The 25,712-nt window shown below is 55.0% G+C and carries 27 protein-coding genes; 13 read left to right on the top strand and 14 right to left on the bottom strand.

Annotation, left to right across the window (positions count from 1 at the left end):
* Positions 1–23: 23 nt before the first annotated feature.
* Positions 24–2,294 (bottom strand): primary-amine oxidase, encoded by a 2,271-nt coding sequence (tynA, locus tag ACX9GT_RS05665; protein WP_473190205.1) that lies wholly within the window; start codon positions 2,292–2,294, stop codon positions 24–26.
* Here tynA and ACX9GT_RS05660 point away from each other — a divergent pair.
* On the top strand, positions 2,293–2,529 hold the full coding sequence (locus tag ACX9GT_RS05660) for a hypothetical protein (RefSeq protein WP_473190204.1): 237 nt from the start codon (positions 2,293–2,295) through the stop codon (positions 2,527–2,529). The two genes, tynA and ACX9GT_RS05660, sit on opposite strands and share 2 nt — an antisense overlap.
* Here the strand turns inward: ACX9GT_RS05660 and feaR are convergent.
* Together feaR and ACX9GT_RS05650 are read right to left on the bottom strand one after the other, a co-directional pair.
* A complete protein-coding gene (gene feaR / locus ACX9GT_RS05655) occupies positions 2,497–3,414 on the bottom strand; it encodes a transcriptional regulator FeaR (protein ID WP_473190203.1) in 918 nt (305 codons plus the stop codon). The genes ACX9GT_RS05660 and feaR overlap by 33 nt on opposite strands.
* A 480-nt stretch (positions 3,415–3,894) precedes the next feature.
* The gene (locus ACX9GT_RS05650) at positions 3,895–4,092 is read right to left on the bottom strand and encodes a DUF4762 family protein (protein WP_473190202.1); all 198 of its coding nucleotides are present in this window, start codon (positions 4,090–4,092) and stop codon (positions 3,895–3,897) included.
* Positions 4,093–4,512: 420 nt separating this feature from the next.
* Between ACX9GT_RS05650 and ACX9GT_RS05645 the strand changes: the two genes are divergently transcribed.
* The 4 genes from ACX9GT_RS05645 (at position 4,513) to ACX9GT_RS05630 (ending at position 8,042) form a co-directional block, all read left to right on the top strand.
* Positions 4,513–5,073, top strand: coding sequence for a GNAT family N-acetyltransferase (locus tag ACX9GT_RS05645; protein WP_473190201.1), 561 nt, complete (start codon positions 4,513–4,515; stop codon positions 5,071–5,073).
* A 111-nt stretch (positions 5,074–5,184) separates the two neighbouring features.
* Positions 5,185–5,556, top strand: a complete 372-nt coding sequence (locus tag ACX9GT_RS05640) for a VOC family protein (RefSeq protein WP_473190200.1) — start codon at positions 5,185–5,187, stop codon at positions 5,554–5,556.
* Between the two features lie 352 nt (positions 5,557–5,908).
* Entirely contained in the window at positions 5,909–6,751 is an 843-nt protein-coding gene (locus tag ACX9GT_RS05635; protein ID WP_473190199.1) for a class I SAM-dependent methyltransferase, read from the top strand.
* A gap of 25 nt (positions 6,752–6,776) precedes the next feature.
* Positions 6,777–8,042 (top strand): MFS transporter, encoded by a 1,266-nt coding sequence (locus tag ACX9GT_RS05630; RefSeq protein ID WP_473190198.1) that lies wholly within the window; start codon positions 6,777–6,779, stop codon positions 8,040–8,042.
* Positions 8,043–8,084: 42 nt separating this feature from the next.
* On the opposite strand, the gene ACX9GT_RS05625 is transcribed toward ACX9GT_RS05630, so the two are convergent.
* The 7 genes from ACX9GT_RS05625 to ACX9GT_RS05595 all read right to left on the bottom strand — a co-directional run bounded on the left by ACX9GT_RS05625 (position 8,085) and on the right by ACX9GT_RS05595 (position 14,136).
* Entirely contained in the window at positions 8,085–8,375 is a 291-nt protein-coding gene (locus tag ACX9GT_RS05625) for a type II toxin-antitoxin system RelE/ParE family toxin (protein WP_473190197.1), read from the bottom strand.
* A gap of 2 nt (positions 8,376–8,377) precedes the next feature.
* Positions 8,378–8,650 carry a type II toxin-antitoxin system Phd/YefM family antitoxin gene (locus ACX9GT_RS05620; protein ID WP_473190196.1) on the bottom strand — a complete coding sequence of 91 codons (273 nt, stop codon included), beginning with the start codon at positions 8,648–8,650 and terminating at the stop codon, positions 8,378–8,380.
* 291 nt (positions 8,651–8,941) lie between these two features.
* Positions 8,942–10,063 (bottom strand): ribosomal protein uL16 3-hydroxylase, encoded by a 1,122-nt coding sequence (locus ACX9GT_RS05615; protein ID WP_473190195.1) that lies wholly within the window; start codon positions 10,061–10,063, stop codon positions 8,942–8,944.
* Positions 10,064–10,156: 93 nt separating this feature from the next.
* Entirely contained in the window at positions 10,157–10,582 is a 426-nt protein-coding gene (gene arsC, locus ACX9GT_RS05610) for a glutaredoxin-dependent arsenate reductase (protein ID WP_473190194.1), read from the bottom strand.
* A 28-nt stretch (positions 10,583–10,610) separates the two neighbouring features.
* The gene (locus ACX9GT_RS05605; protein WP_473190193.1) at positions 10,611–11,900 is read right to left on the bottom strand and encodes an arsenic transporter; all 1,290 of its coding nucleotides are present in this window, start codon (positions 11,898–11,900) and stop codon (positions 10,611–10,613) included.
* Between the two features lie 167 nt (positions 11,901–12,067).
* Complete coding sequence (locus ACX9GT_RS05600; RefSeq protein ID WP_473190192.1) at positions 12,068–12,397, bottom strand: metalloregulator ArsR/SmtB family transcription factor; 330 nt, start codon at positions 12,395–12,397, stop codon at positions 12,068–12,070.
* Positions 12,398–12,495: 98 nt separating this feature from the next.
* Positions 12,496–14,136, bottom strand: a complete 1,641-nt coding sequence (locus tag ACX9GT_RS05595; RefSeq protein ID WP_473190191.1) for an FGGY-family carbohydrate kinase — start codon at positions 14,134–14,136, stop codon at positions 12,496–12,498.
* Between the two features lie 115 nt (positions 14,137–14,251).
* On the opposite strand from ACX9GT_RS05595, the gene ACX9GT_RS05590 reads away from it, so the two are divergent.
* Positions 14,252–15,268 (top strand): LacI family DNA-binding transcriptional regulator, encoded by a 1,017-nt coding sequence (locus tag ACX9GT_RS05590; protein WP_473190190.1) that lies wholly within the window; start codon positions 14,252–14,254, stop codon positions 15,266–15,268.
* Between the two features lie 30 nt (positions 15,269–15,298).
* On the opposite strand, the gene ACX9GT_RS05585 is transcribed toward ACX9GT_RS05590, so the two are convergent.
* The 3 genes from ACX9GT_RS05585 to ACX9GT_RS05575 all read right to left on the bottom strand — a co-directional run bounded on the left by ACX9GT_RS05585 (position 15,299) and on the right by ACX9GT_RS05575 (position 19,411).
* Complete coding sequence (locus ACX9GT_RS05585) at positions 15,299–16,663, bottom strand: MFS transporter (RefSeq protein WP_473190189.1); 1,365 nt, start codon at positions 16,661–16,663, stop codon at positions 15,299–15,301.
* A gap of 136 nt (positions 16,664–16,799) precedes the next feature.
* Positions 16,800–18,272 (bottom strand): 2-hydroxymuconic semialdehyde dehydrogenase, encoded by a 1,473-nt coding sequence (locus tag ACX9GT_RS05580; protein ID WP_473190188.1) that lies wholly within the window; start codon positions 18,270–18,272, stop codon positions 16,800–16,802.
* A gap of 158 nt (positions 18,273–18,430) precedes the next feature.
* Entirely contained in the window at positions 18,431–19,411 is a 981-nt protein-coding gene (locus ACX9GT_RS05575) for a LysR substrate-binding domain-containing protein (protein WP_473190187.1), read from the bottom strand.
* 243 nt (positions 19,412–19,654) lie between these two features.
* Between ACX9GT_RS05575 and ACX9GT_RS05570 the strand changes: the two genes are divergently transcribed.
* From ACX9GT_RS05570 to ACX9GT_RS05540, 7 genes are read left to right on the top strand one after another with little or no spacing between them, the layout of a single operon-like run.
* The gene (locus tag ACX9GT_RS05570; RefSeq protein WP_473191514.1) at positions 19,655–20,425 is read left to right on the top strand and encodes a 2-keto-4-pentenoate hydratase; all 771 of its coding nucleotides are present in this window, start codon (positions 19,655–19,657) and stop codon (positions 20,423–20,425) included.
* Positions 20,422–21,369 carry an acetaldehyde dehydrogenase (acetylating) gene (locus tag ACX9GT_RS05565; RefSeq protein ID WP_473190186.1) on the top strand — a complete coding sequence of 316 codons (948 nt, stop codon included), beginning with the start codon at positions 20,422–20,424 and terminating at the stop codon, positions 21,367–21,369. The genes ACX9GT_RS05570 and ACX9GT_RS05565 overlap by 4 nt, the downstream gene beginning before the upstream one ends.
* Positions 21,366–22,403, top strand: coding sequence for a 4-hydroxy-2-oxovalerate aldolase (gene dmpG / locus ACX9GT_RS05560; protein WP_473190185.1), 1,038 nt, complete (start codon positions 21,366–21,368; stop codon positions 22,401–22,403). The genes ACX9GT_RS05565 and dmpG overlap by 4 nt, the downstream gene beginning before the upstream one ends.
* Entirely contained in the window at positions 22,400–23,182 is a 783-nt protein-coding gene (locus tag ACX9GT_RS05555) for a 2-keto-4-pentenoate hydratase (RefSeq protein ID WP_473190184.1), read from the top strand. Before dmpG ends, ACX9GT_RS05555 begins: the two co-directional genes overlap by 4 nt.
* Positions 23,179–23,598 carry a RidA family protein gene (locus tag ACX9GT_RS05550; protein WP_473190183.1) on the top strand — a complete coding sequence of 140 codons (420 nt, stop codon included), beginning with the start codon at positions 23,179–23,181 and terminating at the stop codon, positions 23,596–23,598. Before ACX9GT_RS05555 ends, ACX9GT_RS05550 begins: the two co-directional genes overlap by 4 nt.
* A 39-nt stretch (positions 23,599–23,637) precedes the next feature.
* Positions 23,638–24,210, top strand: coding sequence for a 3-hydroxyanthranilate 3,4-dioxygenase (locus ACX9GT_RS05545; protein WP_473190182.1), 573 nt, complete (start codon positions 23,638–23,640; stop codon positions 24,208–24,210).
* On the top strand, positions 24,207–25,196 hold the full coding sequence (locus ACX9GT_RS05540; protein WP_473190181.1) for an amidohydrolase family protein: 990 nt from the start codon (positions 24,207–24,209) through the stop codon (positions 25,194–25,196). Before ACX9GT_RS05545 ends, ACX9GT_RS05540 begins: the two co-directional genes overlap by 4 nt.
* Before the next feature lie 40 nt (positions 25,197–25,236).
* Here the strand turns inward: ACX9GT_RS05540 and uraH are convergent, their stop codons facing one another.
* The gene (gene uraH / locus ACX9GT_RS05535) at positions 25,237–25,641 is read right to left on the bottom strand and encodes a hydroxyisourate hydrolase (protein ID WP_473190180.1); all 405 of its coding nucleotides are present in this window, start codon (positions 25,639–25,641) and stop codon (positions 25,237–25,239) included.
* Positions 25,642–25,712: the final 71 nt, after the last annotated feature.

Below are 25,712 nucleotides of genomic sequence, written 5' to 3'. Positions count from 1 at the left end.
CAGTGCCCCTGTCATATTTTCGATCAATCCTGCGGTTTACCATTCAGATTCAACGTCGGCGTTTCATCGAAGAAGTTCCAGGGCTTGAGCAGCACATGCACCCACTCCGTTGGCATGATCGGCCACTCTTCCGCCCGCGCCACATGGGTAGTACCGGTGGTCAGCCACACCACATCATCGCTGTTGTCGATTGACTGGTTATCGGCAGTGTATTGCCCCAGCCCAGTATCCTGCGTCGAACGGTTCGGGTATTTACCTTCCGGGTAACGCTCATCCGGGTGGTAACGCGTCACCCACAGTTGCTTATCCATAAAGCTCAGGCGGTGATAGAACCACTCATCCTTGCCAAAATTGGCCCCCTTGGCGACCGGGTGCGTTCCCCCCGCATACGGAATCAACTGATAGGAAACCGGGTTACCCATCTTGTTCAGTTTGCTGGTATTGCTCAGCAAACGGATGGTGGCAGGATCAAACTTCTGCGCCGCCTGCTGTTCGGTGCTGACCTTCACCTGATCGACCTGCATAGTGCTGGTGCGTGGGCCACCCCGATCGTTGGGTTTCACATCCGGGTTAAGCTCCACCAGACTGTTATTTTCGCCATCTACGTCCATATCCAGCCGGAAATTGTAGATATGCTGATGCGTGGTGCCGACGATGTTGTGATCGATCAGCGTACCGTACTGCGTATCCTGCTGCGCGGTCGGATCCTGCATGGTTCTGGCCTTCACGCCTTTTACCGCCTCAATCCCCGTCGCCCCAGCGTCAATACCAATGGTGCCGTTCTGGTGGAATACCCAGTCGAAGATGTAATCGTAATTCCCTACGGTACTGATCCAGCGCACCACCAGCTCACGGCGCTCGGTGCTGATATTCGGCTGGCCCATTTCCTGATGCTTATACTCCGGCCCGGCGTAACGCTCGAATAGGGCAATGGCGCGCGGGATAGCGGTCGGTTTACCGGTGTAATCAGCAATGGTTTCATCCAGCAATACAGCGTTCTGCGGGGCATCTTTGCCACGGGCAATCGGCGAGGTCAACGTACCCATGCCGTAATCCCCCGCATCCAGATAGGCTTTGAAGTACCAGCCAATATCCGGATCGCCATAAGGCACAATCATGCCCCCTAACGAGCCTTCGTACATCACTTTGCGTTTGCGGCCATGATCGTTATAGGTCACCGTTGAAAGCACCGGCCCGACGCGGGAATTGAGGTGCAGGTGAAAATCCCAGTTCTGCCAGTGGATGGTATTGCCGGTGATGGTGTAGTTCTTCCCTTCGGGTTCAACGATCTCCAGCGGTTTAATATTTGGTGCCAAGCGATCGCGGCCATCATACGGCGTCGGCTTCAATGGCACCGGGATCACCGGCCCCTCTTCGATTTTGATAATTTTCTTCTGTTCCAGATCGACCACCGCCACCAGGTTTTCAATCGGATGCGCCCAGTAGTTGCCATCGCCAACGTCCAGATAGCTGATCACTTTCAGCAACCGTTGATCCTGCTTAAGGCCATCTTTACCGTCGAAATAACCCACCGTCAGCGGCGTGGTGATCACTTTGGCAGGATCCTGCACGCCGCGCTTTTTCAATGCGTCGGCATACTCTTTGCTGCCGTTGATAATTGCCTGAACGCTGGCAAAATCATCCAGCAGCACCATTCCATGAGCCCCTTTGATCGGTTGCCAGGACAGCACCTTTTTCTGCGGTAAATCCACCACGCTTTCAATCACATGAACGCCATCCAGCAAGGTGACCTCGGCCTGCCGTGGCTGCTGGATGCTGCTGCCGTTCAGCACAAACTGCCAGACCTGATCTTTCGGCGGTTCACGCAGCGAAATCTCGGTAAAGCGCAGGTTATTTTTGTACTCCGGCGCAGCCTTGATAATAGCAACCACCGCGTTGATCTCAGCCGCACTCAGCGGATTCAACGGATGTGCCCGGTGTTCAACGGCGAAGGTCTGATCCAGCCCAGACTGGAAAACATCGTTAATGAATCCCTCAGACATATAGGCCGTTTTACCTTTGAACACCACCGGCACCGGCAATTTCAGCGGTTTACCATTGACGATGGCTTCGCGAGCGCTCGGTTTAACCTTCACATAGGCACCGTCTTTGACGATCACAAACATACGCGCGTAATCATCCCACTGTACGCTGGCCCCGAACTCCTCCAGCGTTTTTTGCATCGGCACCATCTTGGCCTCAGCACCGTGTGCCAACGCCGCAGTCTGCCATCCCGTTCCTACCAGCAGCCCCAATGCCAGCGCAATGGCCGCTGGCAGGCGTTGGGTCGCCATGATTGTTGTTTTAGAGTTCATCATTCCCCCGTCACGAATCAAAGAAACATCGATATCCGTTATTGTTGTGGTGAAGCCATCGGCAGGGCCCTATGCCAACATAGCAACTCTCAAGCGGGGATATTTTGTTGTGCTTGCCATCCTGTTTGTCGTTACTGACAATCTGCACGGCAAGCGCACGAACGGGGCAAAGGTTGGGGGGTTATTGGTACTGCTTGCGATACGCACTTGGTGAAACGCCAAAGCGGGCTTTAAACGCGGTAGAGAAATGGCTGTGATCGGCAAATCCCCAGTCATAGCCAATGTTGGCGAGCTTTTGCCGCTCTTTTACCTGACGTAACGCCTGCGCGCACAGATCCAAGCGGCGGTTTTTGATGTACTGCGCCACAACCAGCCCCTTGCGGGCAAACATGCGGTACAAACTGCGCACGGAAACCCCGACCTCACCGGCGATCCACTCTGGCCGCAGCTGTTCCGACTGAATATGTTTGTCGATAAACGCCAACGCGCGGGTGAAATTCCGCTCATGGGTATCCTGCCGCTCTTCGCCCCCTGCCAGCACTGGCCTCAACAACATCGCCACGGCGTTAAGTACCGCTTCGCTTTCCACCAGACTCATTTCAGGATTCTGCATACTACCTAATACCAACTGCAGGCTGAGTTTCGCCGCCGCAGCCTCAGTGCCAAGCCGCTGGGCACAGGGAAGAGTGATGAATCTCAGGTGTTGTTCAATATAGCTGCGAGGTAACACGAGAGAGAGCTGGCGTGAGTCCTGCTGATAGATAAAGCTACAGGGCTGCGAAGCATCGATAAAAGTAATATCCCCAGCCGACAACCGGGTCTGATGGTACCCCTGTTCCATCACCGAACTACCGCGCAGTTGGAAGGCAGCAAAAAAATGCGAGCTATCATTACTCTGAGCAATCTCACGTCGGGTTCGATAAAGCCGGGTTTGGGCAATATCAACCACGCTCAGGCGCAACGCATGGGCACGGAATTCTTGTACCGCGCCGCTAAAACCCGGCCCTAAGGTTTTGGCACCAAACCGACCACAGGCAGAATTGATCTGCCCTAACCACTCTTCGAAGCATGCATCCCTGATCTGTGTAGAAATTGCCATAATTAACCCCTTGAAACATAAGCAACAAAAGAGAAACTGGCTTATCGCTCCCACCACTGAGAATTGATAGCTGAGGCAGTTTTGACATTGACCGATAAATTAAAATAACAATACATTAACATTTAGTCAGCGTTATCTATGGGATTTGGTGCGGAGATCACACTCTGCTTTCAGTGACAAAATGAGAGAGAGATCTCACTACCGCCGTTAACGCTTGCTGAAATTTTGGTGTGTAGAGAATGCTGCGGTTAATTTTAATCACAGAGAAATATTGGCCGTACTGCGGGGTAAATAAGGCGCAGCATAAGGTGTCGCACCTTAATAAATATATTATTTATGAGTCAACCCACCAGCGCACCGGTGAGTTGACATACTATTTCTTTCTTCAGGTATGGTGTCATTGTACCACTCAGAACACCTTACGGATTAAAAAAAACCGCAAACATTACCTGTCTCAAATTATTTTAAAATATGAGTTTATTACGCTACTGGTGTTGCTACAGTACAGAGAGCTGAATCAGCAGTGGCACGAGTGACTGTATCGCCATATTTACCCTTGCAGGTAGTCACTTGCTGACAAGTTGTAGCATCACCTACTTTTGCACTTTCGAAAGTAATCAGACAGCTATTAGCGCCACCGACAATGCTTGATACTTCTGATACATTTAACTTTTTCATAAAAATATCCTTATAGTGAAATAATAAAGCCTATCTTAAGTTTATTGTTATTAATAACGAAGATAATACTTCAACCATCCATTACTGATTAATAACAATAGGTTATTACCATGACTCAAGACGTTGGGATTATAGTGATAAAGAAAATCCAGAGTCAACGTTAGTACATTTTTAAGCACAGCTTCAGGATATTTCTTTAAAAAAACAGGAATATTTCTTAAATGACATTTTTTCACATAAAGCATTACTGTTTTCAAACACAAATAGAGTAATAAATGAGTATCAGAATTTACAGCAAGCATCTTTAAGAAATAACTTGATAAGTATGTTACTAGTTATATTGATTTTCCTACTTCGGATGAGTAACGTGAGTATCGTTGATAACCAATGTTCCACGCCGGTCTCAAGGAAACGTGATTGATGACAACAGAAAAAAAGCCTGCCATCCCGACGTTAAAAACCTGCCGGCTGATATTGCGACCACTAGAATTATCCGACGCAGAAGACGTTCAACGGTTGTTCCCACACTGGGAAATCGTGCAATACATCACTAATCAAGTCCCCTGGCCCTATCCAGAAGGCGCAGCACGGCAATTTATCCAAGAGATTGCGCAACCCAATATGGAGGAGGGTTCTGGCTGGTACTGGTCTATTCGGCTCAAGGAGGATGATCGTCACTTAATTGGCGTCATCAATCTTTGCGATACTCCCAATGCCAACCGTGGATTTTGGCTGACGCCGGAATGGCAGCATCAGGGGTTGATGAGCGAAGCCAGTGAAGCCGTTACCGATTTCTGGTTTAACCAGCTTGATAAGCCTGTGTTGCGTGTGCCCAAGGCGAAAACCAACCTGGCTTCAAGGCGAATATCAGAGCGCAGCGGTATGCGCGTGGTTGCGACCCAGTGGGCTGATTTTGTCGGTGGCCGTATGGAAACTGAGATCTGGGAAATCACCCAAGACGAATGGAATCGCAACCGATAAAACGAGCGTAATTTGTACTGATTGCATGATCCAGATCACTGTATGGATATACATTATTAGTGACAATCCTTGCCAGGAAACAAGTCAATCAGAAACCTACAGGAGAGTGTAATGAAAACGAATATCGTTGGTTGGTTTGAAATTTATGTTGCTGATATGCCACGGGCGAAAAAATTCTATGAGTCTGTTTTCAATACTCAATTTGAAAAAATGGAAAGTGATGAGATGGAGTACTGGCTATTTCCTTATCAGCAAGGGAGTGAAGGTGCAGGCGGTGCGCTGGTTAAAATGGACTGCGTTCCGCCCGGGCCAGGCGGCACCATGGTGTACTTGATGTGCGAAGACTGTGCGGTAGAAGAGGCACGAATTGTGCCTAACGGCGGCGAGATTTTGCGTTCGAAGTTTTCCATCGGCGAAAATGGCCATATTACGATTGCAAAAGACACGGAAGGCAATGTGATCGGCCTGCATTCAATGAAGTAACGCCGTTATCTTTCAAGTTGCAGCCTGGTTGGCTGTAACTTGAAGTGCGATGGGTATGCCTAAAGTATTTGGCGTTTCCACCAGGCATTTATCTTGATATCAAAAATACCAGCCGGGTCTGGCAACAACCTATTTTATTGATTTATATCAAGCTCTCTGCCTGTTGTTTAAATAACCGCTGCTGTAGACTTTCGCCGCATAGATACCCCGCACTGGGCTGTACTCCTGCCATTGGAAACGGATTTATACCCATCATGCTTCGCTCTTTTGCCTTTATCCTGCGTCGAACTTCGTTGTAGACCTTTGGCACTGGCGATTATGCCGGGGTTCAGAGTTTAAAAGGATATGAAAGATGACACTCACCGATATTATTCATAAACAACGGCCACTTAATGCTTGGGAAGATGCGGAAAAAATCCCCTGGCATGATCCAGCTTTCAGTGAACGCATGTTGCAAAACCACCTTGCCCAAGATCATGACTGGGCCAGTCGCCGCCTGCCACTTATCGACAAACAGGTTGCCTGGGTCCAGTGCCAGTTACCAGCACAGGCGCAGATCCTCGACGTCGGCTGTGGCCCAGGTTTTTATCTTCAACGCCTCGCTCAGGCAGGCTTTCAGTGTACCGGGGTGGATTTCTCACCTGCGTCGATCCACCATGCCCGCCAACAGGCACTGAGCGAAGGGCTTGAGATCCGCTATCACTGTCAGGATATCCGCCAGTTTAGACCCGAAGAACAGTATGACTGCATCATGATGACCTTCGGTGAATTCAACGTATTCAGCAAAGCGGATGGGTTGGCGCTGCTTAACCACCTGACGGATTGGCTGAAACCTGGTGGGCAACTGATTCTGGAGGTCCATACCCTGGAAGAAGTGAAACGCCAGGGAGAAACTGATAGCCGTTGGGAATCTCACCAACAGGGGTTGTTCTCCCTCACACCGCATCTGGTACTCACAGAAAATGCCTGGGACGAACAGCGCAATATCGCTTCAGCCGCCTGGTGGATTATCGAACAAACCGGAGAAGTCTCCCTTTTTGCCAGCCATATGCAAGCCTGGCACGATGAAGAATACCGGCAGAGTTTACACGCTCTGGGGATAGGCCACATCAACCAATTGGCAGCCAACGACTGGCCAGCGGGCGAGACTTTTACAGGGAAGCTGTACGTATTACATGGCGTTAAAAAACCATAACGCCTCAGGAATTAATGGAGCCAGGATGCAAGAAAGTCGTTTACAAAATCATAGAAGCCGTTCGGTAACCCTATTCTTTCCGATCTCACTGATCCTGTTTGAGTTTGCCGCCTATCTGACCAACGATATGGTGCAACCGGGCATCATTGATATCGTCAAGGAATTTAATGCCGATGTCAGCCTGGCACCGGCCTCGATCAGCGTTTATATGGCCGGTGGCATGATATTGCAGTGGTTACTGGGGCCCCTTTCCGATCGTATCGGCCGCAGGCCGGTGTTGCTGACCGGTGCGCTGCTGTTCACCCTCGGCTGCATCGCCACCCTGTTTACCCATAGCATGGAGCAATACCTGCTGACGCGGTTTCTTCAAGGCACCAGCATGTGCTTTATTGCCACCGTGGGCTATGTCGCGGTGCAGGAGGTGTTTGGCGAGAAGGACGGCGTCAAAATGATGGGCCTGATCACCTCTGTCACGTTAATCGCCCCGATTATCGGCCCGTTAGCCGGTGCCGCCTTCATCCAGATCGCCCATTGGAAAGGGATGTTTGCCCTGATTGCCCTGCTGGCACTGATCGCCTCGATCGGTTTATGGCGCAATATGCCGGAAACCGTTACCGCCAAACGCGGCACGTTCAGCCTTGCAGGGATTGCCACCGATTTTAAACAGGTTTTCCGTAGCCCCTGTTTTCTGGCGGGTGCCTTCGCCATCAGTTGTGCCTATATCCCCATGATGTCCTGGGTGGCCACCTCACCGGTGATCCTGATTGACGACGGCGGGCTCTCTTCCGCGCAATATGCCTGGACGCAGGTACCGATCTTTGTTGCAGTGATCCTCGGCAGCCTGATGGTGGCCAAGCTGGTCGGCGAACAGCCATCCGATCGCATCCTGTGGGCTGGCCTGCCTATTCAGCTTGTCGGGTTGAGTGTCGCGCTGCTCGGTAATCTCTTTATCCCCCACGTCTGGGCCTGGTCAATTATCGGGGTCAGCCTTTATGCCTTTGGCATCGGCATGACCTTCCCGATTCTGTTCCGGCGCACGCTGTTTGCCAGTACCTCCCCCAAGGGAACCGTCTCTGCCAGCCTCAATATTATCGTGCTGAGCACCATTGCCCTGAGCATTGAACTGGGCCGATGGATTTATCAGCATGGCAATAAAGAGCTGTTTCACAGCATGGGGCTTGTCGCGGGCGTGTTGAGCCTGATATTCCTGGTACGGTTCTTGAGGCTGCTAAAAGCGAATGACGGCGCGCAAGATCTGCTCAAACAACCGAGTGAGGAAGCTCAGGGATGAGTTTCCTTTCACCAAGCATTGTGCAAGCAAAACTCAATAAGTTTACAGGTGACGAACCGGATCTTGTGCCTGGTGAAGAACGCCCAACACCTCTATGCCGTATGAAGTTTCACGGTAGTAAAGCCTATGGCTTTCGCAGGGAAAGCTCATAATCCCAGGCCCTAGTTCTTCCCGAGCAAAACCTGGGGACGGGTGGCGGTCGAGCGTTTGAGTCAGAATAGTGCGGATAGCTTGTGCGTAAAGATCGGCGACTTCCTTTCCCCACCGATGCTGTGAATAGGCACGGATTTTACGAAACTGCACCTTGGCATCCGTGGTAAACCTGACCGTCATCCTTATCCCTCTGCCTGATCCAATTCATCTGGCGTCAGATCGCTAAACACATCGTCAATGTCGTGCAGTTGGCCATTTTCAGCCTGAGCGATGGACTTCGCCAAGACAGTTTTCAGATTCTGCAGTTTCAGTTCCTCGATAGCATTGAAGTCTTCATATGACATTACCACCACCTTCGGGCGGCCGTTTTTGGTAATGCATACGGGTTCGCGTATCGCTTTGCTGATGACTTCCCCAAACTGAATCTTGGCTTCACTGGCCGTAAAACTGTGCATATGTCATCCCCAGCATTGATTTTAAAAGGTACAAATCGTACCGATTCATACCAATATTAGGCGATAACGAAGACGCGTACCAGAAGAGATTGCTCGCCTGTTCCAGATTTTCCTATTTGAGTGAAATAGGAAAACAGCCGAACCGAGCGTCCTTATTGTACTGCACTTTTGAGCGTTATCTGTGTAGCAAGGCAGGCAGGGGAGTAAAGTTTAACCCAGTTTACAGCACAATAACTGGCCTCCAGATCGCGCCACAATACACGCCTCTGGAAGCCGTTATCAACAGCCCGATTATTCCTCGAAGAACCAGTAACCCTGATTAATCAGCCCGGTTAGCTCAACAACGAACGCCGGGTTACGCAGCGCATCGCCCAGCTCTTTTTTACCGATCGCGGTGTAACGGCACAGGGCATCAGCGGCTTTAGGTTCCACCGTTTCCAGCCGTTCGCTGTTGATAAAGAAGCTGTCGCCGACGTGAAGCACCCGCAACCCGCTCAGGCGCGTCAGGATTTCACCGCCCAACAGGGCATCGATAATCTCATCCGGTTCGTAAGGCGGCTGCGCGGGGGCGATATCCAGCTCGTGGCGCGGCGTGGTGGCAAAACGGCCGAACCACTGCTTAAAATCTTCCGGCTGCTTAATCATGTCGATCATCATCTGGCGCAGGCGATCGAGCTCATAATCTTCAACCTTGCCCGGATGCTCCCGACAGGTTAGATCAGGATCGCTGTAGTGCTCACCGCCGAGATCGTTTTCCAGCGCATAGTCAGCGAAGCTGCTGATCAAATCCCGGCCGTTAGGGCCACGGAAGCCGACGGAATAGTTAAGCGCGGTTTCATGCGTGAAACCATCGTGCGGGAAGCCCGGTGGAATATACAAAATATCGCCCGGTGCCAGGTCTTCATCAATGATCGGCGTGAACGGCTCAACGTGCAGCAACGCCGGGTGCGGGCAAAACTGCTTCAGCGGCAACTTGTCACCAACGCGCCAACGGCGGCTGCCCATGCCCTGGATGATAAAAACATCGTACTGATCGATATGCGGCCCAACGCCGCCGCCCGGTACGGAAAAGGAGATCATCAGATCGTCTAAACGCCAGTCCGGCAACACGCGAAACGGGCGCACCAGCTCGGCAGACGGAGCATGCCAGTGGTTAACCGCCTGAGCCAGCAGCGACCAACCGGTTTCACCCAGATTATCAAAGTGCTCAAATGGCCCGTTGCTGGCCTGCCACAGGCCGTTTTCCTGGCTGACCAAGCGGCTATCGACCTCCGCTTCCATCGCCAAACCGGCCAGTTCGTCCGGCGTGATAGGATCGACAAAGTCAGGGAAGGCATTCTTCAGTACAACCGGTTGTTTTTGCCAATACTTTTCTAAAAACTCGGGCCAGTTAAGGTTCAGTTGATAAGCCATACGTTCACACCTGTGAGAAGACAAACAGGTGTGATTATAAAGAGGCTGATGCCTGCACCGCCTTGTTATGGGTCAAGACTGTGCCACTTCTCATTACTCCACACGTTTCCCTTGGGCATCCACCACCCGCTCGCCATCTTCCTTGGTGAAAGCACCACGTTGGGCATCGGGTAAAATATCCAGCACCACTTCAGAAGGCCGGCACAGTTTGGTCCCTAATGGCGTAACCACAATCGGGCGGTTGATCAGGCTCGGGTGCTGTAACATAAAATCGATCAACTGCTCATCGCTGAAAGACTCTTCCGCCAACCCAAGCTGCTCATAGGGTTCGACATTCTTGCGTAATAACGCCCGAACCGCGATCCCCATATCCGCGATCAGTTTCACCAACACCTCACGACTTGGCGGCGTGTCTAAATAGTGAATAACCGTCGGTTCAGTGCCACTGTTGCGAATTAGCTCCAGCGTATTACGCGATGTTCCACAGGCCGGATTATGATAAATGGTCACATTGCTCATCTGGGTGTTCTCTTATTGAAGTGGTGGTTTACAGGGAAAGGGATAAACGCAAGGCCAATGCCGCCAGCGTAACGAATAGCACCGGGATCGTCATAACAATGCCCACCCGGAAGTAATATCCCCAGGTGATAGTCATATTTTTTTGCGCTAGCACATGCAGCCACAATAAGGTGGCCAGGCTGCCTATCGGGGTGATTTTCGGCCCCAGATCGCTGCCGATCACGTTGGCATAAATCATCGCCTCTTTAATCACGCCGCTGGCAGCACTGCCATCAATGGAAAGTGCCCCCACCAGAACGGTGGGCATATTATTCATGATGGAGGACAGGAACGCCGTCAGGAACCCGGTGCCCAGCGTGGCCGCCCACAGCCCTTGCTCGGCAAACTGGTTCAGCAAGGCGGAAAGGTAGTGGGTCAGCCCGGCATTGCGCAGGCCGTACACCACCAGATACATTCCCAGCGAGAACACCACGATTTGCCAGGGCGCGCCACGCAGCACTTTGCCGGTATTAATGGCATGCCCTTTCTTGGCAACGGCAAACAGAATCAGCGCGCCCACGGCAGCGACCAGACTGACGGGCACGCCGAGCGGCTCCAGAGCAAAGAAGCCGACCAACAGCAGAACCAGCACCAACCACCCGGTTTTAAAGGTGTTCACGTCGCGAATCGCCTCTTTCGGCGCTTTCAGCAGAGACAAATCGTAAACGGCGGGGATCTCTTTGCGAAAAAACAGATGTAGCATCACCAGCGTGGCGGCAATCGCCGCCAGGTTGACCGGCACCATTACCGCCGCGTATTCCGTGAATCCGAGGTTGAAGAAATCCGCCGAGACAATATTCACCAGATTCGACACGATCAGCGGCAAGCTGGCGGTATCCGCAATAAAACCCGCCGCCATCACAAAGGCCAAGGTCGCGCCACGGCTGAACCCCAGCGCCAACAGCATGGCAATTACAATCGGCGTCAGGATCAGTGCAGCACCATCGTTGGCGAATAACGCCGCCACCGCTGCACCCAACAAGATGATGTAGGTAAACAGTAAACGCCCCCGGCCATTGCCCCAGCGCGCCACGTGCAGTGCGGCCCATTCAAAGAAGCCTGATTCATCCAGCAACAGGCTGATGATGATCACGGCAATAAAGGTTGCTGTGGCGTTCCAGACAATCTGCCAGACCACCGGAATATCACCGAGATGAACCACGCCGCTCACTAGCGCCAGTATCGCGCCGAGCGTGGCGCTCCAGCCAATACCCAATCCTTTAGGCTGCCAGATCACCAGCACAATGGTCAGAACAAAAATAGCCCCTGCCAACAACATAACGCCCCCAAAAGGCCAAGAGCGAACCCTTGCCCTGAAAATAATAGTGAGTTAAACACCACCGGCCAGTTAGCTCAGCCGTGCAGACTTTCTTCCCGTGCATTTGACTGCCACATCGCCATTCAAATATGAAAAATCAGATATGAATGAGCAAATTTTTTAATCTATCAGAAGCAAACAGCCTTACCGCCCCTGCGCGCCAGCAAGGCGACTTCATCGCGTTGGCTGAGATAAGCCTGCTCAATCACCGTTGCCGCCCAGGCGGGAATATGCGGTGACAAACGATAGTGGATCCACTTGCCTGCACGGCGATCCAGCAACAGCCCGGATTCTCTTAACATCGCCAAGTGTCTGGAAATCTTGGGCTGAGACTCATTCAGCGTATTGCAAAGCTCACAAACACACAGTTCGCCGGATTCCCGCAGCAGCAGGATGATATTCAGGCGGGTTTCGTCTGACAGGTTTTTGAACAGCTGCAACGGCGTGAGGGCGATCATGAAAACTCCAAGGCTGAATACTGGGGTTATCTTAGGGCGGTGGTAAGCAAAGTCAATAACACATTTGTTTTTTCATATGCATAGGGTGATCAATATGCTTACTGCCATTCATCGCGGATCAGCTTTGCACTGTGTTGCAGCCGTTTATAAGCCTCATAACGCTGAGCATGCAGTTTGCTGAAATTGGCGTCCGGCGGATACTGATTATCTAACACTGAAAAATGTGCCATGGCGGCTTGGACTGACGGCAAAAGTTTTGCCGCCACGGCCCCTAAAATAGCCGACCCCAGCAAAACCGGTTCACTGGCCTTGGTCGCCAACACGGTACAGCCGCAGGTATCCGCAATCAGTTGGCGAACTAACGGGTGTCGGCCTGCCCCACCGCTGATCACTATTTTGTCGATGGTGATTCCCATCTGCGCCTGGGCCTCGATGATTTGCCTTAAGCCATAACCGATACCGCAGATGCCAGCCATATACAGCGACAGCAGGTTGTCGAGATCGCTCTCCATCCCCAAGCCGACAATGATGGCGCGGGAGTGAGGATCGGCAAAAGGTGCGCGGTTACCGAGGAATTCAGGAACCACATGCACGCCATCCGCCAGCTTGGCCGCCTCTGATGCTGAAGGCATTTTTTCCAGCGCCAGATTGGCCAGAAAAGTCGGTAACGAAACGCCCGTAGCTTTGGCCTGCTCCGTGGCCTCGGCCGCCGCCGGATGGAAGGAGACAAGTTGCGTAATTGCCGCTCCGGCAGCGCTTTGCCCACCTTCATTCAGCCACAACCCCGGCACCATGGCGGAATAGTAAGGCCCCCACACGCCGGGAACGAAGACCGGGTTTTTCGTCGTGGTCATGGTGCATGAAGAGGTGCCAAAAACGTATGCCAGATTATTGGTAGCGCCACCGCCGATACCCACGGTGCCAATGCCGCCAGCGTGTGCGTCGATCATCCCTGCGGCAACCGGGGTGCCCACCGGCAGGCCCATTTGCTCAGCGGCAGCGGCCGTCAGGCCATTGCCGCAAGGCGCTCCGGGTTCTACGATGCATGCACCAATGCGCCGGAAATCTTCATCCGCGAGTTCCCCCAGACCGATGGTGTGGAAATAATCCGCATCCCAACGTTTTTCATGGGCCAGATAGGTCCATTTGCAGGTCACCGTGCAGACCGAACGCGCCAGATCGCCGGTGGCACGCCAGGTCAAAAAATCAGCGAGATCGAAAAACTGCCAGGCTTTGTCGTAAACAGCGGGCTTGTTTTCCTTCAACCAAGCGATCTTAGGCGTTTCCATTTCTGGTGAAATCTTGCCGCCAACGTACTTGAGCACCGGGTGCCCGGTCGCATTAATCCGCTCCGCCTGTTTGGTGGCACGGTGATCCATCCACACGATGATATTGCGATCGGGATCCTCCGACCAACCGACGGGAAGCGGTTCACCTTCTGCATCAAGTACCACCAGCGAACAGGTGGCATCAAAACCTATTCCGGCAACGCTCGAAGGGTGTACCCCCGCTAGAGACACCGCACTTTTTATGCTGCTGCACACCGCGCCCCAGATCTCGCGGCTCGACTGTTCGACAAAATTTTCCGGGCCGCGAAACAGGGTAATTTCCTGGCTGGCGTGCGACAACATAGTGCCGGAAAGATCAAACACCCCGGCCCGCGCGCTACCTGAACCCACATCAACACCAATCACGACCTGCTCGCCTGCATGATTTCCGCTGCTTTTTTCACTGTTCATTATTTCTCACTTTGTCATAGGCTTTATCAATTGCGCACACCAGCTCAATCGATGGAGCAAAATTGCTACTTTAATTTTTTGCTGTCAAGATATAGAAAATTTTGGAGCAAAATGTGTGACTGACTTCAAATCAAAAAAAACGACCATTTACGATCTGGCCGAGCTGGCCGGAGCCTCTTCAAGCGCGGTGAGCGCGGTGCTCAATGGCAGTTGGAAAAAGCGGCGGATTAGCGCTCAACTGGCAGAGAAAGTGTTACAACTGGCTGAACAGCAAGGATATACGCTAAACCAGCAGGCCAGCCTGCTGCGCCGCCGGAAATCAACCATGATCGGTATGATCGTGCCAAAATATGACAACCGCTATTTTGGTTCGATCGTCGAGTTATTCGAGTCAATGGCTCGTGAACGCGGCCTGTTCCCCGTGATTACCTGCACCAACCGCGATCCTGAACTGGAGATCGAAGCGGCACGCACCATGCTTTCTTACCAGGTGAATGGGATCGTTTCGACGGGCGCGACAGCCCCGGACAGCATTACGCAAATCTGCGCTGCCGCAGGTGTGCCGACGTTTAATCTGGATTTACCCGGCACCTTGGCCCCTTCGGTGATTACCGATAACTATTCTGGTGCCAAAGAATTGGCCCTGCGCATTCTGGCTAATGGTGAAAAACGGCTGGGGCAGGCACAACCGCTGATTTTCGTGGGTGGGCGCGGCAACGACCATAACACCATGGAAAGGCTAAGAGGCTTCAGGGATGCCCATCAGCAGCTAGGTCTTGGCGTTATTGAAGAAAATATCCTGACCTGTGGCTATTCCCCCGGCAAGGCAGAACGGGTGCTCAGCGATTTTATCGCCAAAGGTGGCAACCTCCATACCGGGCTGTTTGTGAACTCGACGATCTCCCTTGAAGGCGTGATGCGCTGGATGATTTCAGCGGGCTATCGCGGTGACAAACAGCCGGTAATGGGCTGTTTTGACTGGGATCCGTTTGTGATGCTGTTAGGCCATGACATTGTGATGGTGCAGCAGGATGTCGCCAGCATGCTAGCGGCCCTGTTTGCACTCATCGATACAAATGAAAAAAGTCATAAACGTATTGAAATAGCGCCTATTTTCCCTGTTGCCGAATAGAGTCACCCGCCATCGCGGCGGGTGATGCACTCAGTGTTTATCCTGCAAACGGGTCAACAAAGGTTCACGCCGCCGTCCGCTGTAGTATTTCAGCATCAACGCCAGGCAAACCAGCCAGGCAGGGATCAGCAACAAACTGAAAATGGTGGTGGCAGGGAATTGATAGCGCAGCAGTTCGGCACCGGCCAGCACGCCGGAGATGGCCCCAAAACGCCCCACCCCATACATGCTGCCCACCCCGGTTGCGCGGCAACTGGTGGGATAGTACGACGCTGCCAGCGAAGCCAATGCAGACTGCCCGCCACCGGAAGCAAAGCCCATAAAAAACACCAGCGAACCCAATATCAGCGTTTGATCGACGTTACCCACCGCCAACCCTACGCCATAGGCCAGCAGCCCGGCCAGCAGATAGGTGAAGGCCAGCACCTTGTTCGGCTCACGGCGATCCATCACCCAGCCGATCAGGATTGAACCCACCCCGCCACCTAAAGGAAACAGCGCGCTGATATGGGAGAATTGCTGTACCGCCAACCCCGCCTCTTTCAGCAGCAGCGGCATCCAACTGACGATCATATAAAACACCAGCATACTCATAAAACAGCTCAGCCAGAGCAGGCCGGTGATGGTGCGATGAGGCGCGGTTAAAATGGCGCGAATGGCGGAATGGCCGTCGGCAATTTTTTCCGCAATCACAAAGTGTTCAACCTGCTCCATTCCCTCACTCTTCACCCGCCGGAGAATGGCGCGGATGCTGGCGTTAGGGTAGCCTTTCAGCACCATATAGCGCACCGATTCCGGCAGCACCCAGGGTAATACCCCGCACAGCAGGATCGGCACCACGCCCCCCACCACCAGCACCGAACGCCAGCCGAATACGGGGATCAGATAGCCTGCCAGCAAGCCACCGGCGGCGGCACCCAGCGGGAAGCCGCACAGCATGGCGCTGACGATCATGGTGCGGCGCTTGCTGGGGCAGTATTCCGACAGCAGCGTGATGGCGTTAGGCATCGCCGCTCCCAGCCCTAATCCGGTGACAAAGCGCAGCACGGTCAAAGACCCGATCGAGGAAGACCAGGCCGTCGCCAGGCTGAACGCGCCAAACAGCAGCACGGAGTAGATCACCGCCGGTTTGCGGCCAATCCGATCCGCCAGCGGCCCAGACAGCAGCGAGCCAAAGGCCAGCCCAAACAGCGCGGCGCTCATGGCCGGGCCAAGCTCCGCTTTTTGCAACCCCCAATCATCCAGCAGCGAAGGGGCCACATAGGCAATGGCGGCCATGTCATAGCCGTCCATAAAAATCACTAAAAAGCACAGCAACAGCAGTAACCATTGGAAGGGGGAAAACTTGGTACGATCGATAAAGGCTTCAATATCTAGCGATGTAGGGTTAGGCATGAGGTAACGCTCCTGTCAGCGACACCCGTCATACTTCAAGTTGTAGCGGCGTTGGCTTTCCTGCAACTCGAATTATTCTGGGTATAGGGCAAGACTCAGCAGGCCGCCAACCGGTCTGGCAGCGGCCGGTGGTCGATTATAGTTTTATGCAGATATTGCTGATTTCAGAGTAAAAATCGAGAGAGTGGCGACCACCTTCGCGCCCCATGCCGGACAGCTTGCTGCCGCCAAACGGGGTGCGCAGATCGCGGGCATACCAGCTGTTGACCCAGACAATCCCGGTATGAATACGCCGCGCCAGACGATGGGCGCGCCCTACCTGGCTGGTCCACAGCGCGCAGGCCAGGCCGTATTGGCTGTCGTTGACCCGCGCCAGCACCTCTTCTTCGTCATCGAAAGGCGCGATATGGCACACCGGCCCGAAGATCTCTTCCCGCACGCAGCGGGCATCGTCGCCCAGCCCGGTCCAGATGGTTGGGCGGATCCAGGAGCCGTTATCACGCGCGTCACCGAATACCGGCACTTCACCGCCGGTGATCACGTTAGCGCCTTCGGAGCGCGCCAGCGCAAAGTAGGAAAGCACCTTATCCCGGTGTTTGTGCGATACCAGCGGGCCAAGATCCACCCCTTCTTCATCGGGATAACCGATCTTCAACGCTTCAGCCCGCTCCTTCAAGGCCGCAACAAAACGATCGAAGATTGGGCGTTGCACATAGACCCGTTCGGAGCACAGGCATACCTGCCCGGTATTGAAGAATGAGGAACGTGCCACGCCTGCCACGGCGGCATCAAAGTCGGCATCGGCAAACACCACCGCCGCGTTTTTCCCCCCCAGTTCGAAGGAAACCTCTTTTACCCCGTCCGCCACCGCTTTCATGATCGCGCTGCCGGTACGGGATTCACCGGTAAAGGAGACTGCGGCGATCTCGGGCTGGCGGGTCAGGAACTCCCCTGCCGAACCGGGGCCAAAACCGTGGATCAGGTTAAACACCCCGGCAGGCAGACCGGCTGCGTGCATCACTTCTGCCAGCAGAGTGGCCGAAGAGGGGGTTTCTTCTGAAGGTTTGCACACCACGGTATTACCCATCGCCAGCGCTGGCCCGAGTTTCCAGGTCAGCAGCAGCAGCGGTAGGTTCCAAGGAGAGATAACGGCGACAACGCCAAGGGGTTTGCGCACCGTATAGTTGAACAGCAGGCCGCCGTCCGCCTGCGGGGTTTCGCAGCATTCGCTGACCGAGGTGGCCGCCAAGTCGGCAAAGGTGCGGAAGTTGGCGATAGCGCGCGGCACATCCAGCGTGCGCGCCAGGTTTTCTGGCCGCCCGGTGTCCGCCACTTCGGCCGCGACGAAATCATCAAAACGGGCTTCGATGCCATCGGCCACCCGATGCATCAGCGCGGTGCGCGCAGGTACGCTCAGTTGCCCCCAAGGGCCGGAGAGCGCGGCATATGCGGCTTTTACCGCGGCGGCGACCTGCGCCTCACCGGCTTCGGCAACGCGCGAAACCAGATGCCCGTCAACCGGGCTGATATTGTCGAACTGCCGGATCCCATCGACAAACTGCCCGTCGATATACAAGGGTAAATCCGGTGCGGATTGATAAGTTGCCACGGCACTGTTCCTCCTGAGTCACAAATCAGCACGAAGGAACCCTCCATTCGCGTCTGAATGCAACGCCGTTGCAGGAACCTTCGGCTGGGTATCGTCACGCAGTGTAAGGAGCCGTTGAAATAAGTTGAAAATGAATAAAGCGGGCTTTGCTATTCTGTTTAGTTATAGCCAGGCAGGTCGCTGTCTTCCTGAACCGCCTGCTTAAGGCATTCGATCAGTTGCCTGCTCGCCGGGGTCAATGGCTTATCTTCGCGGATCGAGAACCCCACTTCCGCCGGTGGGCCTACGTCGCCAAGCGGCAGTTGGATCAACAGGCCCGCGGCAATAAAACGCCGCGCCGCCGCCGTGGGCATCAGCCCAAGGAACGAGGAATCCACCAGCAGGTTAACGTTGGTCAGCAGCGACAGGGATTCGACAATATTTTCCGGCGCTGCCAGCCCGGACTCTTTGAAGAAGTGATCGGCCACCCGCCGGGCGGGCGAATCGAGCGGCGGCAGGATCCACGGCCATTCGCCCAAGTGCTGAAGGTTGAGATCACTTTGACTGACCAACGGATGGTGGCCACCGGCAACCACACACAGGCTATTGCGGTACAGCGCCCGGTGGCTCAAGGCCATTCTGGCGGTCAACGGGGAATCAGGCTCCGGCAAACGCCCTACCACCACATCCAACTCGCCGCTGGCCAGCGCAGGAAACAGATAATCCTGCGGCCCTTCCCGCACCGTCACCAGGATTTTTGGCGCGCGCGCTTTCAGCAACAGGATGGCGCGCGGCAGCAAACGGGCGCTGGCAGAAATCTGGGTTCCCACCACCACATGGCCGACCACACCGCCCTTAAAGGTGTTCAGTTCATCGGTCAGGTAGCGCAGTTCGGCAATCACCGATTTCACCCGCTCCCCCAGCAACACCCCGCAGTCGGTCGGGGTTACGCCGCGGTTATTACGATCGAACAACACCGTATCCAGTTGTTGCTCCAGTTCGCGGATCGCTTTGGTTACCGCTGGTTGCGTCAGATTCAGCTCCCGCGCCGCGCGCGCAATCGACTGGTTACGCAATACCCGGTCAAAAATCAGCAGCGGGCGCAGCTTGAGCCGGTTGAGGATCATGTCGCTAACGGTAAAAGGGGCGCGTTCAGTCATTGTCGCTTACTCCTGAAAGTCGTCTGACCAAGGCGACTATGGCATAACTTTAGGGAATAGCAAAAGCCCCTTTATTCATTTTCGCTTATTGCCAGACTGGCTAGACTGCCAATATGCCCAACACTAGGCTATTGCAAATCAGCAAGGAATATCTCCCACGGTCACCGGTGGTGATCCGTGGCACACAAACAGGAGAGCCATGTGTCAAACCCACTGAAGCCTGAATACCAAGAAGCCGCCAACATGCTCAGGCAGGCTGCCAGCAGCGGCCTGCCCTGCGCGCCGGTACGCAGCCTGATTGGTTCCACCGATATCGATGCCGCCTACGCGGTGCAGCGGTTGAATAACGACCACCAGATCAAGCAAGGCCGCCGCCTGGTTGGCAGCAAAATCGGCCTGACCTCACCGGCGGTGCAACGGCAACTGGGCGTCAACCAACCGGATTTTGGCCGACTGTTCGCCGATATGGCGCTGTGTGACGGAGAAGAAATTGCCGCAGGCCGCCTGATCCAACCCAAGGTAGAAGCCGAGATCGTGCTGGTGCTGGAACGCGATCTGCCCCATGAAAAACACACCCTCGCCGACCTGATCCGTGCCACCGCTTATCTGCTGCCCGCCATTGAAGTCGTCGACAGCCGCATTGCCAATTGGGATATTTCGCTAGCCGACACCATTGCCGATAACGCCTCCTGCGGCCTGTTCGTGCTGGGTAACCGCCCGGTGCAGTTGAAAGACGTGGATCTGCTCGGCTGCGGCATGGTGCTGGAACGTGCAGGCGAGCCGGTTTCGGTGGGTGCTGGAGCAGCCTGCCTGGGCAATCCGCTGCTCGCCGCGCTGTGGTTGGCGGACACGTTGGCACAGCGCGGCGATGCGCTGCGAGCTGGCGATATTATCCTCACCGGCGCGTTGGGGCCGATGGTAGCTGCCAGCGCAGGAGAAGTGTTTACCGCGCGCATTGAAGGCCTTGGCCACGTCAGCGCCCGCTTTGCGCAGGCCACAGGAGGCCAGCAATGAGCCACTCAGCCCAGATTTCTGCCGCGATTATCGGCTCAGGCAACATCGGCACCGATCTGATGATCAAGATCCTGCGCCACGGCAAACACCTGAAAATGGCGGCAATGGTTGGCATCGATCCCGCCTCCGACGGCCTGGCGCGTGCCGACCGGCTCGGTGTAGCAACCACCCATGAAGGCATTGACGGGCTGCTGGCTCTGCCCGATTTCGGCGCCATCAAAGTGGTATTTGACGCCACCTCCGCCGGAGCCCACGCGCACCACAACCAACTGCTGCAACAGCACGGCGTGCGGGTGATCGATCTGACCCCAGCAGCCATCGGCCCTTACGTGGTGCCGGTGGTAAACCTGGAGACTCAGGGCGATGCACCAAACCTGAATATGGTCACCTGCGGTGGGCAAGCCACTATTCCGATGGTGGCCGCCGTTGCCAGCGTGACCGACGTTTACTACGCCGAGATCGTGGCTTCAATTTCCAGCCGCTCTGCTGGCCCCGGCACCCGCGCCAATATCGACGAATTTACCGAAACCACCTCACAGGCGCTGCAAACCGTGGGTGGAGCACGGCGCGGCAAGGCCATCATTATCCTCAACCCGGCCGAGCCGCCGTTGATGATGCGCGATACCGTTTTCTGCCTGACGCCGCACAGCGATCGGCACGCTATCAGCGCGGCGGTTGCCGCCATGGCAGCCAAAGTGCAGGAGTACGTGCCCGGCTATCGGTTGAAACAGGAAGTGCAGTTTGAAGATATCTCTGCCGCCGACGCTCATCTCTACCCGGATCTGGGGCCGGAAGGTGGCCTGAAAGTCTCTATCTTCCTCGAAGTCGAAGGGGCTGCCCACTATCTGCCCGCCTACGCTGGCAATCTCGATATCATGACGTCAGCCGCACTGGCCTGCGGTGAACATATCGCTGCCCGTCTGCTGCACAGTCAGGGAGCATGAAGATGAAAAAACTGTATATCTCCGACGTGACCCTGCGTGACGGTTCCCACGTCATGCGCCACCGCTATTCGTTGCCGCAGGTGCGGCAGATCGCCAGCGCGCTGGATCGCGCCGGAGTCGCGTCGATCGAAGTGGCTCACGGTGACGGCTTGTCCGGCTCCAGCCTCAATTACGGTTTTGGTGCGCACAGCGACGTTGAGTGGATTGCCGCGGCCGCCGAGTCGGTCAGCAACGCCAAAATAGCCACGCTGCTGCTGCCGGGCATCGGCACCGTGCATGACTTGCGCAATGCCTATGACGCCGGTGCGCGCGTAGTGCGCGTTGCTACCCACTGCACCGAAGCCGACATTTCACGCCAGCACATTGCCTATGCCCGTGAACTGGGGATGGATACCGTCGGCTTTCTGATGATGTCCCATATGGCTGAGCCGAAAAAACTGGCGCAGCAGGCCAAACTGATGGAGTCCTACGGCGCTACCTGTATTTACGTAGTCGACTCCGGCGGTGCCATGCTGATGCAGGATATCCGCGATCGTTTCCGCGCCCTGCGCGAGGTGCTTAACGAGAGCACTGAACTCGGCATGCACGCTCACCACAATCTGGCGCTCGGCGTTGCCAACTCCATCGTCGCGGTGGAAGAAGGCTGTGACCGCGTGGATGCCAGCCTTTCAGGTATGGGGGCTGGGGCAGGCAATGCGCCGCTCGAGGTATTTATCGCCACCGCCGAACGCCTGGGCTGGAACCACGGTTGCGATCTGTTGCAACTGATGGATGCCGCCGACGATCTGGTGCGGCCATTGCAGGATCGCCCGGTGCGTGTCGATCGCGAAAGCCTGTCGCTGGGCTACGCCGGGGTTTATTCCAGCTTCCTGCGCCACGCCGAGAGCGCCGCAGAGCGTTATCAGCTCAAAGCCGCCGATATTTTACTGGAGGTTGGCCGCCGCCGCATGGTAGGGGGCCAGGAAGATATGATCGTCGATGTCGCCCTGGATTTGCTGGCGCAGCGCAACGGGCAACCGGAGAAAACCGTATGAGCAAAGTAATCGATTTAACCGCCTTGGCCACCCAGTTGGACCAAGCCACGCTGCGCCATGAAGCCGCAGCCCAGTTAACCGGGCAGGTGGCGCTGGATCTTGCCACCGCCTACCGCGTGCAAGCCGAAGGGATCCACCTGCGCGAACAGCGTGGCGAGCGGCGCGTCGGCCTGAAACTGGGCTTTACCAGCCGCGCCAAAATGCTGCAAATGGGTGTTGACCATCTGATCTGGGGCGAACTGACCGACGCCATGCAGATTGAAGAAGGCGGTTCACTGGATTTGAGCGAGCTGATCCACCCGCGCGTTGAGCCTGAGATCTACTTTATCACCCGTAAAGAGATCAACAGCCCGCTCTCCTTGGCCGAAGCAGGGTTGGTGCTGGAAGGGGTGGGCCCGGCGCTGGAGATCATCGATTCCCGCTATCGGGACTTCCGCTTCACCCTGGAAGACGTGGTGGCCGACAACTGTTCATCCGCCAAATTCGTCGTGGGTGCTTTGCAGAGCCCGCAGCGCGCCATCGATAACCTTGGCGTGGTGATGAACTTTAACGGCCGCCCGGTGCAGGTTGGCAGCACGGCGGCGATCCTCGGGCATCCGCTGCGTGCGCTGGTGCAGATCGCCAGCCTGCTGCATCAGCAAGAGCGCGTATTGCCTGCGGGATCGGTGATCCTGGCCGGTGCGGCCACCGCCGCCGAAGCGCTGCGCCCAGGGCTGCACGTCAGCGTCGATATCTCCGGTTTTGGCCGGACAGCATTTCATACCGGAGGTGGACAATGAGCAGCCAGGCGGTCGTAGTTAAAGGCAAAGCGACCCCGCGCGGGCGCTTTCCACACGTGAAACGGGCCGGTGATTTTCTGTTTGTCTCCGGCACCAGTTCGAGGCTGCCGGACAACAGCATTGCCGGTGCCGAAGTGGATGCCATGGGCGCCACCCGTTTGGATATCGACGTTCAGACCCGCGCGGTGCTCGATAATATCCGCGATATTCTGCGCAGCGTCGGTGCCGATCTGAGCGATGTGGTCGAGATCAGCGCATTTCTGGTCAATATGAACGATTTTGCCGGCTATAACGCGGTATATGCCGACTATTTTGACTACGACGGCCCTACCCGGACCACCGTCGCGGTGCATCAACTGCCCCACCCGCATTTGTTAATTGAAATCAAGGCAATCGCCTATAAACCACAACAATAAGCAGTTTGTATCCTCTGCCCTACAAATCGGAGAATAATAATGTCTAACTTCAAATATGGATTTCCGCTCAACTTCAAGAACTGGCTAGACACGAATACCCATCTGCTCAAGCCACCGGTGAATAACCAGCAGATCTGGCAGGACAGCGATTTTATGGTCACCGTGGTCGGTGGGCCAAATCAGCGCACCGATTTTCATGACGATCCGGTGGAAGAGTTCTTCTACCAGTTTAAGGGAAACGCCTACCTGAACATCTGGGATAACGGCCATTATGACCGGATCGATCTGCATGAAGGGGACGTTTTCCTGATGGCCCCCCATGTGATCCACTCCCCGCAGCGGCCAGAAGAAGGCAGCCTTTGCCTGGTGATTGAGCGGGTACGCCCGGAAGGGGAAGTCGACGCATTGCAGTGGTCATGCGCCGCCTGCGGCACCCTGATTAAACGCTATGAGATGGATCTGGAAAGTATCGTGACGGATCTTCCCCCGGTTTATGAACAATTTTATGCAACCAGCGATGAAGAACGCCGCTGCAACAAGTGCGGTGAAATCCATTCAGGCCGCGACTGGCAGACCTGGCATCGCATACTCAAGGCAAAAGAAAACCGATGAAAATAGATATTCACTCGCATTTCTTCCCGAAAATCAGCCAGCAAGAGGCCGCCAGACTGGACGTTGAGCGGGCCCCTTGGTTGGCAATCGACGGGCGCGAAGGCCAGATCATGCTGAACGATCAACCGTTCCGCCCGGTTTATGACGCGCTGTGGGACGCCGATCGCCGTCTGGAACAGTTGGACGAGCAGCAGATCGATATCCAGATCATGTGTGCCACGCCGGTGATGTTTGCCTACGACGTCGCCATCGAACGCGCCCTGCCCTGGGCGCAACTGATGAACGATAAGGCGCTGGAGATGGCCTCTGCCAACCCGCAGCGCTTGAAAGTGCTGGCACAGGTGCCGTTGCAGGATAGCGATGCCGCCTGCCGCGAAGCCAGCCGGGCGAAGGCGTGTGGCCACATTGGCGTGCAGATCGGTAACCACGTAGGCGCGAAGGATCTGGATCATGAGTCGCTGATTACCTTTCTGACCCACTGCGCCAAGGAGGAGATCCCGGTGCTGGTGCACCCTTGGGATATGATGGGCGGCGCGGATCGCATGAAGAAGTGGATGCTGCCGTGGCTGGTGGCGATGCCTGCAGAGACACAGTTGGCGATCCTGTCGCTGATCCTCTCCGGTGCCTTCGAACGCCTGCCGCGCAACCTGAAACTGTGCTTTGCCCACGGCGGCGGCAGCTTTGCCTACCTGATGGGCCGAGTGGATAACGCCTGGAAACAGCGCGATATCGTGCGTGAAGATTGCCCGCAGAAACCTTCGAGCTATCTGGATCGTTTCTACGTCGACTCTGCCGTGTTCGATCCACGGGCTTTGCAGCTACTGGTGGATACCATGGGGGCCGATCGGGTGATGTTAGGTTCAGATGCACCGTTCCCGCTGGGCGAGCAGCAGGTCGGCCATCTGGTCAGCCACTCTGCCCTGCCAGAGGAGAGCAAGCGTCAGATTCTGGCGGCAAACGCTCGCTCGTTTTTCTCTCTACAGTAAGACCTCGGGAACGGAGTGGCTCCGTTCCCGAGCTAAAGAATTAACTGCCTCGGTAGGTGGAATAACCGTACTGACTGAGCAACAGAGGAATATGTAATTTCTGGTTGGTGGTGCTGACGTTGAAAATAACCGGGACTTCTGGGAAAAACGTTTCTTGTTTCATCGCAGAAAAATAATCCCCCGTTTTAAACGTGACTTTATATATGCCAGCATCCATATCCTTTCCTGCCGGATACAGTGCGCCAATTCGGCCATCGTCATTCGTCACCGCCTCTGCCAGGCGCGTCCAGCCACTGCCCTGCTTCTTTTCCAACTCGACCACCATGCCCTTGGATGGCAGGCCGGTCTGCTGGTTGAGCACATGCACGCTCAGCGGGTTAGGGGTAACAGCCGCCACAGCCGAAAAACTGAATGACGCTAACAGAAGCGGAATTAATACTTTCATAAACATCTCCATAACCAATGTAGGCCATGAAAATAGCACCGAAAACGGCTGGAAAATTTGTATAACAGAAA

The organism is Serratia sp. YWN4, assembly GCF_055790845.1.
Note: the sequence above shows the minus strand (reverse complement) of the source record. Positions and strands in the feature narration are given on the sequence as shown.